The organism is Luteimonas sp. A482 (genome assembly GCF_054072655.1).
The window spans coordinates 247290-259745 of the sequence record NZ_JBSVRO010000002.1; the positions used below are offsets into that span (position 1 = coordinate 247290).

Below are 12456 nucleotides of genomic sequence, written 5' to 3' on the forward strand. Positions count from 1 at the left end.
TGGCTGCCTGTGGGGTTCATGCGTTGGCCAGTCGCGCGTCGATGCGCCGGCCGGATTGGGGTTGCGGAGGCGGAACGTCGCCGAGCATCTGCGCCAGGCTCACGGCGCGCAGCGCGGCGGAGACCACGTCGTTGATGCGGCGCCAGTTGCCGCGCACGCCGCACTGCTGCGAGATGCCGCAGTCGCCGTGGTCGAGGCTGCACTCGGTCATCGCCAGCGGGCCTTCCATCGCCTCGACGATCTCCACCAGGCTGATCTCGGCCGCCGGCCGCGCCAGGCGATAGCCGCCGTGGGCGCCGCGGAAGCCTTCCACCAGCCCGGCCTGCGCCAGCGGCTTGAGCAGCTTGCTCACGGTGGGGACTTCAAGCCCGGCGCGTTCGGCCAGCTCGCTCGCGCTCAGCACGGCGTCCGGCCGCGCGGCAAGCACGGTCAGCACGACGGTGGCGTAGTCGGTGAGCTTGGTGACGCGGAGCATGGCGGGGGCATTCCTTGAAAGCGGACCAAAATTGTACGCTTTAAGGCGTCTCGCCTCAAACCCACGGCGCGCGGGCATTCATGCGCGGCGCCGCCGCCGCGGTATGGGGCGCAACACGCCGTCCCACACCCGCGACTGCCGCCCGCATCCGTCAGGCGCGAAGCTTGCCTCGTCGGATGCTGGGCGGTACGGGCGGCGCCCGGCAGTCCGCGCCGGTCATGCCACAATGCCGCCTCCCGCCGCAAACGCTATCCGCGATGTCCAAGAACAAGAAGAAGATCGAAGCCCGCATGTCGCCGATCCACGGCAACGGCATATTCGCCAGCGAATTGATCAAGAAGGGCGAGCGGGTGATCCGCTACAAGGGCGTGCTGCGCACCCACGCGGAGGTGGACGAGGACTACGGCGAGGACGACGAGAACGGGCACACCTTCCTGTTCACGCTCAATGACGAATACGTCATCGATGCGAACGTCAGTGCCAACGTCGCGCGCTGGATGAACCACAGCTGCGATCCCAACTGCGAATCCGAGGTCGAGGAAGATGCCAAGGGCCGCAAGGACAAGGACAAGGTCTTCATCAACGCGCTGCGCAACATCAAGCCGGGCGATGAGCTGACCTACAACTACGGCATCGTCCTGGACGAGCCGCATACCGCCAAGGCCAAGAAGCTCTGGGCCTGCAAGTGCGGTTCGAAGAAGTGCACCGGGACCATGCTCCAGCCCAAGCGTCCCAAGCGCTGAGGTTCGCGCCGCGCGGGCGATGCCCGGAGCGGGCAGAAGGTTGCCATGACCGATGGGACGCGCTGCGATGGGCGCGCGCCCCTAATCTGCGCCCCGGACAGTGCCGGAGGGGCATCGCGTGGGGCGCAGGGATCTGATCTGGCTGGGATGCGTGCTGCTGTCGGCGCTGGCTGCGCCGGCAGCAGCCGTGGAGATCGATGGCCACATCGGTGCCGACGAATGGGCCGGCGCTCGCCACATCGCCGATTTCCGCAAGGTCCAACCGCTGACCGGCGAACCCGGTTCGCTGCCCACCGAAGCCTGGGTGCTGGCCACCCCCGAAGGCCTGGCGGTCGCGTTCCGCAATGCGCAGCCGCCGGAAGTGCCACGCACCCGGCAGAAGGTGCGACGCGATTTCCAGGAGCAGGTGGACCGGGTCAACGTGTTCATCGACTTCGATGGTGGCGGGCGCACCGGATACGCCTTCACTGTCAGCTCCACCGGCGGCATGGCCGACGAGATCATCACCAACGAGAACCAGTTCAGTTCCGACTGGGACGGGCTCTGGCAGCAGGCGGTCAGCGAGGACGAGGCCGGCTGGAGCGCCGAGATCCTGGTGCCTTGGCACACCGCGTCGATGCAGCCGATCGAGGATGGCGAGCGCACGCTCAAGCTCTACCTGGCGCGCGTGATCGGCTCCACCGGTGAGCGCGTGGCCTGGCCGACGGCAAGCTTCGAGCGCTCGCGCTACCTGTCCGACTTCGCGCCGCTGGTGGTGCCCGGCTACGACCAGTCGCTGCTGGCGGTCACGCCCTATGTCTCCGGTCTGTACGACAACGTCCGCGGCGGCGGCGAGGGCAACGCCGGTGCCGACCTGTTCTGGAAGCCGAGCGGCCGCTTCCAGCTCTCGGCCACGGTCAACCCCGATTTCGGTCAGGTGGAAAGCGACGACCTGGTGGTGAACTTCAGCGCCACGGAGACCTTCGTCAGCGACAAGCGCCCGTTCTTCACCGAGAACCAGGGCATCTTCGAATACACCACGCCCTCGGATTCCAGCCAGCTGCTTTACACCCGGCGGATCGGCGGGCCGGCCGATGACGGCGGCGGCGCCAGCGACATCGCCGCCGCGGTCAAGCTCAACGGCAGCGTCGGCGACGTGAAGTACGGTGTGTTTTCGGCCGACGAGGCGGGCGAGGCCGGACGCAGCTTCCATGCGCTGCGCCTGGTGCAGGACTTCCAGGACCAGAACCTCGGCGTGATGCTGACCCGCGTGGAGCGGCCGTTCCTCGATCGCGAAGCCACCGTGCTGGGCGTGGACCACAACTGGCGGCCGACGCCGCGCTGGAACCTGCGCAGCCGCGTGCTGGGCAGCCGCATCGATGACGACGGCACCCGCAGCAGTGATCTCGGCGCCACGCTGTGGGCCGACTACGAGATGGACCACGGCTGGCGCCAGCAGTGGATCGCGATGCACTTCGGCGACGAGTTGGAGATCAACGACGCCGGCTATCTGGCGCGCAACAGCGTCAACTACCTGCACTGGCAGGTCTCGCGCCGCTTCACCGACCTGCCCGACGAATCGCGCGCCGCCTCGGTCGACTGGCGCGCGCGCGTGAGCGGCAATCACAACAACCACGGCGACCGCCTCAACGACCAGCTGCGGATCAGCCGCCAGGCCCAGTTGCGCGACGGCAGCAGCGCATTTGCACAGGTCAACATCAACAGTCGCGGGGTCAGCGACACGCTGCTGCGCGGGCGCGGGAACGTGCGCCTGCCGGCCAACTTCAACGCCTATTACGAGTTCGAGCGGCCGCGCAAGGGACGCTGGGCCCACGACGTCGAGGTCGAGCTGTTCGGCGGCGGTCTGGAAGGCAACCGCAAGCTCGGTGGCGCGCTGTGGTACGGCGCGACCTATTTCGTCACGGATGCCTTCAGCCTCAACGCCGGAGCAGCCCTGATCCAGCGGCCGGACTGGCTGATCTGGCAGGGCGCCGACAGCGGCAACCTGGTGGGGGCGTTCGAAGGCAAGGAAGCCAAGCTGCTGGCAGGCCTGGACTGGAACATCAGCGAACGCCAGGAGCTGCGGGTGAAGCTGCAGGCGATCGGCATCGATGCGCGCTTGCGCCAGGCCTGGCGCTTCGACCCGACCGGGCATGCGATCGCCGCAGCGGACCCGGTCGAGGATTTCAGCGTGCGCAACCTCGCCTTCCAGATCCGCTACCGCTATGAACTGGCGCCGCTGTCGCACCTGTATGTGGTCTACGGCCGCGGCGGCTTCGACCGAAGCGCGATCGCCGATGGCGTGGACAATGCGCTGGTGGACAGCTTCGACCTGCGCGACGACGAGCAACTGCTGGTGAAGCTCAGCTACCGTTTCGAGATCTAGCGCGACGTCTGCAGGTCATCGACCGCTGCATGCGATCCGTTGCCGCGGTGCGGTGATGCGCCGATCCGTCATCGAACCCCGATCCGTCATCTCGAACGCAGTGAGAGATCTGCTTCACCGGGCAGGAGATTTCTCACCTCGTTCGAAATGACATCGATTCCATAGAGATGACATCGATATCCAGACGACATCGATAGCGAGACGACATCGGGGTCGTGCGATATGACCGTGCCGCCAGATCGCAATGGTCTGCCCACGCGCCTTCAGCGCGCGGCGTCGCGCAGGTCCACCGCGGCGATGCGCCAAGCGCGCTGGGCCGCGGTGGCGCCGTCGACCTGCGAGCGGCGCAGGGTATAGCGCCCCGCCTGGTGCTGGACGCTGCCGTCGGCGCGGCTGCTGGTGACCGTGACCGGCACTTCCACGTAGACCGAACCCGCCGCGCCTTCGGCCGGACGCGGTTCGCCGACGGTGAGTTCAATCGAGGTGGTGCCGGCGAACGTGGCTGCGAACTGTGCCGGCGTCTGCTCCGCGCCCTGGCCATCCGACCACGCGGCATGCGCGGCCGGGAAGTCGCGCGCGTTGATCGCGGCGTAGTAGCCGCGCAGCACGTCGCGTGGATCTTCCAGGCCGGACGTGGCTGGCGCCGGTGCTGCGGCGACACCCACGGCGCCGGGCGCGACCAGACCCGCCTCGGGGTTCTGTTCCAGCGGAGGCAGGCCGAAGCTGCCGTTGCCTGGAAGTGGCTCCGGTGGTGGCGGGGGCGGCGGCGATCCGGCCAGCGGCACTCCGCCGGGTCCAGGCGCAGCAGGCATGTCGGTGACCGAGCCCCCGGCCTGCTGTGGTCCAGGCAGCGGTGCGTCGGGCGCGACCTGGCCGCCCTGCGTCGGCTCGGGCTCACCGCAGCCGGCAAGCGCCATCAGCGTTGCCAGACAGAGCCATCGTGCGGCAACAGGGACGATATGGCGAAGGCGGCGTGGCATCGGCAGGATCACGTGCGAACGGGAGGGGAAGTGTGCCAGCGACGCCCGCATGCACCGCGTCAGCTCGGATCCCGCAGTGCGTGGCGTCGCGGCTGCAGCCAGGCCAGCAGCACGCCGAGCAACAGCATGCTGGTGGTGCCCAGGGCGGCCTGCCGCGCGATGAAGCCTGCCGGCAGCGGCTGCGCGGCGTAAGCCAGCAGGCAGCCCGGTACCGCTGCCGCCAGCGCCATCGCAAGGCCGAAACGCAAGCCCTGCCGCAATGTGTGCCGCTCCTGCACGAACCCCTGGCTGAAGATCCAGGTCATCGCGAAGCCGAGCAGGGCGTGCGCCAGCAGTACCCAAGGCAACTGGCGCGCGCCGTCGCGGGCATCGCGGTACTCGTGCGCAAGCGCTGCATAGTCCGGCGCCAGCAGCACGCCGTGGATCAGGAACGACAGCAGCAGCGCAGTGAACGAGACCACGGTGCCGCAGATCCAGAACCGCTTGTCCATCGTGCGATGTCCCGTTGGCGATGCGGGGATGCTACCCGGTGACGGATGCAGATGCCGGTGAGGCGCGCCGCGTCAGAGGGCCGCGCTGCGGTATTCCTGCTCCAGCCGCTGCTTCAGTGCGTCCTCGAGCCCAAGCTGGCGCGCAAGCTCGTCCAGGTAGGCGCGCTCCATGAAGTTCTGTGCGTCGGCCGCGACGAGGCTGGCGAGGTACATCTCCGATGCGATCTCGGGCGTGGACGCGGCACGCGCCACCTCGGCCGGATCCAGCGGCTTGTCGAGTTCGGCCTTGAGCCAGCGCTGCACTTCCGCGCCCGGCGCAATGCGCGCGAATTCGCCTTCGATCACCTCGCGCTCGCGCGCGTCGATATGGCCGTCGGCCTTGGCGGCTGCGACCAGGGCCCGCAGGATCGCCTCGCCGTGGACGCTGGCCTGCGGCGGCGGCAGGCGGTCGACGGTTTCCGGCTGCACCGGCGCGCCCTGCTGCGCGCGGTAGTCGCCATAGGCGCGATAGGCCATCACGCCCAGCGCCGCGAGGCCGCCATAGGTCGCGAGTTTGCGCGTGGCCTTGTTGCGGCCCAGCAGCAGCCCCAGCACGCCACCGCTCATCGCGCCCTTGCCGAAATCGGAGCCGAGCATGCCGCCCAGTCCACCGCGACCGTCCTTGCCGGAGAGCGTGGTCGGCGCGGCCGACTTGAGCAGCTGGTCGAGGAATCCGTTGAGGCTCATGGTCGGGCGTCCGTTGGGGGATGGACGCATGCTACCCGCACAAATGGAAACGGGACGGCAATCGCCGTCCCGTTTCCGTGTCCTGCTTCGAAGGTGCCGGGATCAGCCCGCGGCGTCCTTGAGCTTCTTCAGCGGACGCACCTTGACCTTCACCGAGGCGGGCTTGGCGGCGAACCACTGCTCTTCCTTGGTGAACGGGTTGATGCCCTTGCGCTTGGGCTTGGCAGGCACGCTGACCGCGCTGAACTTGGCCACGCCCGGCAGGGTGAAGCTGCCGGTGCCCTTCTTGTTGAGCGAGCCGTGGATCGCGCCTTCGAGCGAACCGAGCACGGCGCGGATGTCTTTCGCGGCGAGGCTGGTGGCTTCGGCGATGTGCGCGATCAGGCCCGACTTGGTCAGGGCTTCCTTGATCGCCTTGGGTGCGGTCGCCTTGGCGGCCGGCTTGGCAGCCTTCTTAGGAGCTGCCGCCTTCTTGGTCGGAGCCTTCTTCTTTGCCATGGGTCTGTGTTCCCTCGTCTGTGTCTGTGTGGTCTGCGTTCTGTTCTGGCCGAACGTGCCGGCAGGCGCAATGTAGGGCATCCGCAACGCCCCGCCAATAGGAAACCACGAAAAAAATGCGTCGATCGCGCTGTCGCGTCAGCGGTTGTGGGCCTCGCGCGCGGGCCGGCGCAGCGGTGGCCAGCGCCACCAGCAGGCCAGGACGATCGCGGCGAAGACGGAATAGGCCAGCACGAACAGCCACCAGGGGGCCTCGAAGAAGATCAGTCGCGACAGCCAGTGCTGGATGAAGGATCCGCCGTAAGTGTCCTGTCCGGCACGGATTCGCAGCGCCTGTTCCCAACTGGTGAGCGGGCACAACTGACCGAACCAGGCTTGCAGTGCGATCACCAGCATCAGCGCCAGGTGCGTGCCGCGCAGCGCGAAGCTGCGCACCCAGCGCCAGCCGAGCGGGCCACCCGCCAGGATCGCCAGCGTGCCCAGCACCACGAACCCCACCACGCCCGCGTGCAGGGCAAGCACCGCGTCGGCGAGCGCGGCGGCGATGTGCGGCGACATCCCGGCGCGCTCAGTCGTCGTCGTGGCGCGGCGAATACGCCGCCACTAGCGCCTGCTGCACCTGCGCCGGCACCGCTTCGTAATGACTCTGTTCCAGGGTATAGCGTCCGCGGCCGGCGGTGATCGACTTGAGCTCCGCGGCATAGCCCTCCAGCTCCGACAGCGGCACCTGCGCGCTGACCGCGATCTCGCCGTTGCCGGTGGCGTCGGTGCCGTTGATGCGCGCGCGCTTGCCGGCGAGGCTGCCGCTGATGTCGCCCATGGCGCTTTCCGGCGCGTGCACCGCCAGGTCGACGATCGGCTCGAGCACCTGCGGCCTGGCCTTGCCGATCGCATCGAGGAAGGCCTTTCTGCCGGCGGCCACAAACGCGACCTCCTTGCTGTCGACCGGATGATGCTTGCCGTCGTGCACGATCACGCGCAGGTCCTGCATGGGATGGCCCGAGATCGCGCCAGAGTGCAGCACCTGGCGCACGCCCTTCTCCACGGCCGGCAGGAACTGCCCGGGGATCACGCCACCCTTGACCGCGTCGACGAACTCGAACCCGGCACCGCGCGGCAGCGGCTCGACCCGCAGCGAGACCTCGCCGAACTGGCCGGCGCCGCCGGTCTGCTTCTTGTGGCGGTGGTGCCCTTCGGCAGCGCTGGCGATCGTTTCGCGATAGGCGATGCGCGGCGCGCGCGTGTCCACGTCCACGCCGAAACGCTCCTTCAGCCGCTCCAGGTTGATGCGCAGGTGCAGGTCGGACAGGCCGCGGATCACCGTCTCGTTGGTTTCCTCCTCGTGCTCGACCTGGAAGCAGGGATCCTCCTCGGCGAGCCGCTGCAGCGCGGTCGCCAGCTTCTGTTCCTGGCCGCGGCTGCCGGCCACGACCGCCAGGCCGAACATCGGCTTGGGGAACGCGACCGGCGCGAGGTGGATGTGGTCCTCGTCGTGGCTGTCGTGCAGCACCGCGTCCACATGCAGGTCCTCGACCTTGGCGACCGCGGCGATGTCGCCCGGGACCGCGTGGTCGATCTCCACGTGCTCGCGCCCGTGCAGCCTGAAAAGATGGGCGACCTTGAACGGTTTGCGCCCGTCGTCGACGAACAGCTGCGCGTCCCTGCGCACCGTGCCCTGGTAGACGCGGAACACGCCGAGCTTGCCGACGAAGGGGTCGTGCACGATGCGGAACACGTCGGCGACAACGTGCGCGTCGGGATCGGGCGTGGTCGTGATCGGCCGTGCACCGGCGCCGCCGCCCTTCAAGAATGGCGGCGGATTGGCTTCGCCCGGATGCGGGAACAGGTGGCCGACCACGTCCAGCAGCTCACCGATCCCGACGCCACTGCGCGCCGAGCAGAAGCACACCGGCACCAGGTGGCCTTCGCGCAGGCACTGCTCGAAGGCGCCATGCAGTTCGTCGCCGGACAGGCCCGCCTCGCCGAGGTCGAGGTAGTGGTCCATCACCGTTTCGTTGATCTCGACCACCTGGTCGAGGATCCGGCGGTGCCAGTCCGCGACCTGGCCCAGGTCGCTGTCGCCGTCCACCTGGCCGAAGCAGTCGACCACCCGCGTGCCGCCGCCGGCGGGAAGATTGACCGGCAGCACTTGCGGGCCGAAGGCTTCGCGCAGCCGCTCGAGCACGCGCCCGGGATCGGCACCTTCGGCATCGATGCGGTTGACCACGATGGCGCGGCACAGGCCGCGCTCCCCGGCGCGCGCCATCATCCGCCGCGTGCCGTACTCCACGCCGCCGGCGGCATCGACCACCAGCAGCGCGGTCTCCACGACCGCAAGCGCCGACAGCGCCGGGCCGCGGAAATCCGGATAGCCGGGCAGATCGATCAGATTGAGGTGGAAGGACTCGCCGCTGCCGGTGTGGTGGTCGATGCTGGCGATGGCGGCGTCCACGGAGTGGCCGCGTTGCTTCTCGATCGGGTCGAAGTCGGACACGGTGCTGCCGCGTTCGATGCTGCCTGCCGTCTGGATTGCGCCGCCGGCATGCAGCAGGGCTTCGAACAGGGTGGTCTTGCCGGCGCCGGGGTGGCCTGCGAGGGCCACGTTGCGGATCTGCTGTGTCGAGTGGGGCATGGTGCCGTTTCCTCCCTGTCGTGACGACGCGCCGGTGGCCGGCGCGGGGCGCGCGGACCGGCAACGCGGAGGAACCGGCGCACATCTCCGGAACCCTGCGGGCGGTCCGCATGGCGCCGTCATGGCTGTCCGCGGGAGGAACGCTGCCGTTCGAGCGTTCGCTCGAGGGCGGTCATGGCGGGAGCACACCTTAGCGCGTCGCCAAGCGCGGGGCGCGTTGCGACGCAGCAAGCCGGCCCGGGCGGGATTTCTCCCTTCGGTCGAAATGACAGGCGAGAGTCGAAATGACAGGCGGGAGTCGAAATGACAGGCGGGAGTCGAGAACGGCAGGTGGGAGTCACGCTGCAGCACCAGCGTGATTCCGGCTGAAATCCACTTGTCATTTCGACCGAAGGGAGAAATCTCCTTCCAACGCCACGACCTTACGCGGAGGTAACGCGCCGCTGCGTACGCTGCCTGCTTTCCCCCGAACAAGGAGCAAGACGATGGGTATCTCCCGCAAGGCAAGCGCCCACTGGGAAGGCGACTTCAAGACCGGCAAGGGCAGCCTGAGCACGCCCGCCAGTGGCCTGCTCGACGGCACGCGCTACGGGTTCAACAGCCGCTTCGGCGACGAGAAGGGCACCAATCCCGAGGAGCTGATCGCGGCCGCGCATGCCGGCTGCTTCACCATGGCGCTGTCGGCCAAGCTCACCGAGGCCGGGCATCCGCCGCAGTCGCTCGACGGCAGCGCCGAGGTCGATCTGTCGATGGAAGGCGGCCCGTCGCTGAGCGCGATCCGGCTGAAGATGAAGGCAAAGGTGCCTGGGCTGGACGAGGCGAAGTTCCGCGAAATCGCCGAGGACGCCAAGCAGAACTGCCCGGTCTCACGCGCGCTGAGCGCAGTGCCGATCACGCTGGAGGCCGAATTGCTTGGGTGAACCGCTACGTTCGGTTCTGATGGTCCACGGCGGCGGCGGTGGCGGCTGGGAGTGGGTCATGTGGCAGGGCGTGTTCGAAGCCGCGCGCCTGCAGGTGAATGCGCCCGACCTGCAGGCTTCGCCGCGCGGCCTGTCCGAAACCCGGTTTGATGACTACGCCGCCCAGGTCCGCATGGGCCTGGAAGCGCTGCCGCGTCCGCGCGCGGTGGTCGGCGCCAGCCTCGGCGGCCTGCTGGCCGCGGTGTGCGCTGATGCGGCCGATGCCGCGGTGCTGGTCAATCCGCTGCCGCCCGCGCCCTGGCACGCCCAATTGCCGCATCGCGACTGGCCCGACGTCGTGCCCTGGCAGCGCGATGCGCGCCTGACCGGCACCCGGCGCGCGCTGCCCGATGCCGACGAAGCCACCGCGCTGTTCGCGTTCCGGCACTGGCGCGATGAAAGCGGGCGGGCGATGCGCGAGGCGTACGCCGGTATTACGGTGGCGCGGCCGGCCTGTCCCCTGCTGTGCATCGTTTCGATGGTCGACGACGACGTGCCTCCGGCGCTGACCGCGGCGTTCGCCGGTGACTGGGATGCGTCGCTGCTGCGCGCGCAGGCGGTGAGCCACGTCGGTCCGCTGCTCGGGCGCGGCGCCGCCGACTGTGCCGCGCAGGCACTGACCTGGCTGTCGGCGCGGTAAATGACCTGCCGTGGTCGTGTGGCAAGCGCTTTCGATTCAGCCCTGCGTTAGCGGTGCGCGCCTAGCGTGTCCAAGCGCCTCCAGTTCCGGCGCGGGGAGCTCCACGATGAAGCCCATGGCCATTGCGCTTGCCGTCGCGCTGGTGCTGTCAGGCGGCACTGCGTCCGCACAAGTCCACGATGATCGCTACGGCCCGGCGCCGTATGGCGACTACAGCGACCGCTCCGGCAGCGACCGGCATGAAGCCGATCAGCTGCGTGGCTCCGACCTTCCCGTGCAGCAGGATCGCTACGCGCAAGGCGAATACGACTGGGCACGCGTACTGCGGGTGGACCCGGTGTTCGACGGCCGCAGCCGGCCGGTACAGGCGCAGCGCCACTGCCAGACGCGCCGCGACGGCTACGTGTCGAGCGATCCCTATCGCGGTGACGATTATTACGACGACGGGCGCTACGCCAGCGACGGATACGGCGACCGCTACGGCCAGACACGGCGCGACGACAACGGGCGCATGGTCGCGACCGTGATCGGCGGCATCGCCGGCGCGGTGCTCGGCAGCAAGGTCGGCAACGGCAGCGGACGCTATGTCGGTACGGCGGTTGGCTCGATGGTCGGCGGCATGGCCGGACGCGGCATCTATGACGCCAACCGCGAACGCGATGCCTACGTCACCGTCTGCGAACCGGATCCATACCGCGGCGACGGCATGGGCGGATACGACACCTACGGGCGCGATGCCCAGGACCAGGCCGTCGATCGCTACGACGTGATCTACGAATATGCGGGGCGGGAGTACACCACCCGCACCAGCTATCACCCCGGCGATCGCATCCGGGTGCGGGTGGACGTGCGCGCGGAATAAGCGGTGCCATTGCGGCGCAAGATGCAGGGGCCTTCGGGCCCCTGTTGCGTTGCGCGGCCGCTTGCGAAAGTCGCTGACGGTCCTGCTTCTACTGCCTCACCGGAAAAGGAAACAAGGGGGACGTCCTCGCCGGCGCGCGCCGGCGGCTACCAGCGGATCACCCCGTCGATCACGGTCTGCACGCGGCCGCCGGACCAGACATCGCCGGCCTCGTCGACCTGCAGTTCGATGATCGCGTCGAAGCCGACCTCGCGGCCCTGGCTGATGCGGTAGCTGCCGTCGGATCCGGGCAGGGCGTCGCGCGACGCCAGCCATGCGGCCAGCGTGGCATTGGCCGCACCGGAGGCCGCGTCCTCGAAGCAGGCCGTCTGTCCCACCCAGGCGCGCACCGCCAGCGCATAGTCGCTGCTGTCGCTGCTGTCGCTGCGTGCGAACGCGCACAGACCCATGCTGTCGGTCGCATGCGCCAGGCGTTCGATCGCGGCCCAGTCCGGCGCTGCGCCGCGCAGTGCGACTTCGCTGGCGAGTTCGGCCAGCCACCAGCGGCGGCCGCCGTCGACCAGCGCCTGCGGCAGCGCACCTGTCGCCAGCCCGGTCATGGCGTCGCGCAGCTGCGGATGGTCGGCGCCGGCGACTTCGACGATGCGCGCGCGCGGCGTGCGCACCGCGATCGTGCGCGACGCGCCCTCGCCCCGCACGCGCAGCGGCAGTTCGCCGGCGATCCCGGCCTGCACCAGCAGGCCGTCGCGCGGCGTTGCCAGCCCGGCCTGCAGCACCGCGTGCGCGGTGCCGACGCTGGGATGCCCGGCGAAGGGCACCTCGCGACGCGGGCTGAAAATGCGGATGCCGTAGCTGGCTTCAGGCGTTGGCGCGGGGAAGACGAAGGTGGTCTCGGGCAGCCGCGTCCAGCGTGCGATCGCCTGCATGCCCTCGTCGTCGAGTCCGCTCGCGTCGAGCACCACGCCGAGCGGATTGCCGGCGCCGGGGCGGTCGGCAAAGACGTCGAGCTGCAGGTAACGGCGATCGGGCATGCGGAGCTGGCCTGTGGTCCGGGTAGAATTCGCGTTTGCCATCCGCGCGCGCGG

General features: G+C 69.1%; 13 protein-coding genes. 5 read left to right on the top strand and 8 right to left on the bottom strand.

Features of this window, described 5'->3' with window-relative positions:
* Nucleotides 1–16: 16 nt before the first annotated feature.
* Nucleotides 17–475, bottom strand: coding sequence for an SUF system Fe-S cluster assembly regulator (locus ACW5DW_RS09755; RefSeq protein WP_457018649.1), 459 nt, complete (start codon nucleotides 473–475; stop codon nucleotides 17–19).
* Nucleotides 476–732: 257 nt separating this feature from the next.
* Here ACW5DW_RS09755 and ACW5DW_RS09760 point away from each other — a divergent pair, with 257 nt between their 5' ends.
* The gene (locus ACW5DW_RS09760) at nucleotides 733–1218 is read left to right on the top strand and encodes an SET domain-containing protein (protein ID WP_457018650.1); all 486 of its coding nucleotides are present in this window, start codon (nucleotides 733–735) and stop codon (nucleotides 1216–1218) included.
* A gap of 118 nt (nucleotides 1219–1336) precedes the next feature.
* A complete protein-coding gene (locus ACW5DW_RS09765) occupies nucleotides 1337–3583 on the top strand; it encodes a DUF5916 domain-containing protein (RefSeq protein ID WP_457018651.1) in 2247 nt (748 codons plus the stop codon).
* 263 nt (nucleotides 3584–3846) lie between these two features.
* Here the strand turns inward: ACW5DW_RS09765 and ACW5DW_RS09770 are convergent, their stop codons facing one another.
* From ACW5DW_RS09770 to fusA, 6 genes are all read right to left on the bottom strand, one after another.
* Entirely contained in the window at nucleotides 3847–4500 is a 654-nt protein-coding gene (locus ACW5DW_RS09770; RefSeq protein WP_457018652.1) for a YybH family protein, read from the bottom strand.
* A gap of 122 nt (nucleotides 4501–4622) precedes the next feature.
* Entirely contained in the window at nucleotides 4623–5054 is a 432-nt protein-coding gene (locus ACW5DW_RS09775) for a hypothetical protein (protein WP_457018653.1), read from the bottom strand.
* Between the two features lie 72 nt (nucleotides 5055–5126).
* Entirely contained in the window at nucleotides 5127–5780 is a 654-nt protein-coding gene (locus ACW5DW_RS09780) for a tellurite resistance TerB family protein (protein ID WP_457018654.1), read from the bottom strand.
* A 102-nt stretch (nucleotides 5781–5882) separates the two neighbouring features.
* The gene (locus tag ACW5DW_RS09785) at nucleotides 5883–6278 is read right to left on the bottom strand and encodes an HU family DNA-binding protein (RefSeq protein WP_457018655.1); all 396 of its coding nucleotides are present in this window, start codon (nucleotides 6276–6278) and stop codon (nucleotides 5883–5885) included.
* 138 nt (nucleotides 6279–6416) lie between these two features.
* Nucleotides 6417–6836, bottom strand: a complete 420-nt coding sequence (locus tag ACW5DW_RS09790) for a DUF2784 domain-containing protein (protein ID WP_457018656.1) — start codon at nucleotides 6834–6836, stop codon at nucleotides 6417–6419.
* A 10-nt stretch (nucleotides 6837–6846) separates the two neighbouring features.
* Complete coding sequence (fusA, locus tag ACW5DW_RS09795; protein ID WP_457018657.1) at nucleotides 6847–8910, bottom strand: elongation factor G; 2064 nt, start codon at nucleotides 8908–8910, stop codon at nucleotides 6847–6849.
* 485 nt (nucleotides 8911–9395) lie between these two features.
* Here fusA and ACW5DW_RS09800 point away from each other — a divergent pair, with 485 nt between their 5' ends.
* From ACW5DW_RS09800 to ACW5DW_RS09810, 3 genes are all read left to right on the top strand, one after another.
* Nucleotides 9396–9830, top strand: coding sequence for an OsmC family protein (locus tag ACW5DW_RS09800; RefSeq protein ID WP_457018658.1), 435 nt, complete (start codon nucleotides 9396–9398; stop codon nucleotides 9828–9830).
* A complete protein-coding gene (locus ACW5DW_RS09805; protein ID WP_457018659.1) occupies nucleotides 9823–10509 on the top strand; it encodes an alpha/beta fold hydrolase in 687 nt (228 codons plus the stop codon). Before ACW5DW_RS09800 ends, ACW5DW_RS09805 begins: the two co-directional genes overlap by 8 nt.
* A 106-nt stretch (nucleotides 10510–10615) precedes the next feature.
* A complete protein-coding gene (locus ACW5DW_RS09810; RefSeq protein WP_457018660.1) occupies nucleotides 10616–11371 on the top strand; it encodes a glycine zipper 2TM domain-containing protein in 756 nt (251 codons plus the stop codon).
* A 146-nt stretch (nucleotides 11372–11517) separates the two neighbouring features.
* On the opposite strand, the gene ACW5DW_RS09815 is transcribed toward ACW5DW_RS09810, so the two are convergent.
* Entirely contained in the window at nucleotides 11518–12402 is an 885-nt protein-coding gene (locus ACW5DW_RS09815) for a PhzF family phenazine biosynthesis protein (protein ID WP_457018661.1), read from the bottom strand.
* Between the last annotated feature and the right edge of the window lie 54 nt (nucleotides 12403–12456).

What these genes read in the sequence shown, in the direction of transcription:
- fusA (WP_457018657.1), bottom strand. Translation starts at nt 8,910, where the DNA reads ATGCCCCACTCGACACAGCAGATCCGCAACGTGGCCCTCGCAGGCCAC.
- ACW5DW_RS09785 (WP_457018655.1), bottom strand. Translation starts at nt 6,278, where the DNA reads ATGGCAAAGAAGAAGGCTCCGACCAAGAAGGCGGCAGCTCCTAAGAAG.
- ACW5DW_RS09780 (WP_457018654.1), bottom strand. Translation starts at nt 5,780, where the DNA reads ATGAGCCTCAACGGATTCCTCGACCAGCTGCTCAAGTCGGCCGCGCCG.
- ACW5DW_RS09755 (WP_457018649.1), bottom strand. Translation starts at nt 475, where the DNA reads ATGCTCCGCGTCACCAAGCTCACCGACTACGCCACCGTCGTGCTGACC.
- ACW5DW_RS09810 (WP_457018660.1), top strand. Translation starts at nt 10,616, where the DNA reads ATGAAGCCCATGGCCATTGCGCTTGCCGTCGCGCTGGTGCTGTCAGGC.
- ACW5DW_RS09760 (WP_457018650.1), top strand. Translation starts at nt 733, where the DNA reads ATGTCCAAGAACAAGAAGAAGATCGAAGCCCGCATGTCGCCGATCCAC.
- ACW5DW_RS09815 (WP_457018661.1), bottom strand. Translation starts at nt 12,402, where the DNA reads ATGCCCGATCGCCGTTACCTGCAGCTCGACGTCTTTGCCGACCGCCCC.
- ACW5DW_RS09790 (WP_457018656.1), bottom strand. Translation starts at nt 6,836, where the DNA reads ATGTCGCCGCACATCGCCGCCGCGCTCGCCGACGCGGTGCTTGCCCTG.
- ACW5DW_RS09770 (WP_457018652.1), bottom strand. Translation starts at nt 4,500, where the DNA reads ATGGCGCTTGCCGGCTGCGGTGAGCCCGAGCCGACGCAGGGCGGCCAG.
- ACW5DW_RS09800 (WP_457018658.1), top strand. Translation starts at nt 9,396, where the DNA reads ATGGGTATCTCCCGCAAGGCAAGCGCCCACTGGGAAGGCGACTTCAAG.
- ACW5DW_RS09775 (WP_457018653.1), bottom strand. Translation starts at nt 5,054, where the DNA reads ATGGACAAGCGGTTCTGGATCTGCGGCACCGTGGTCTCGTTCACTGCG.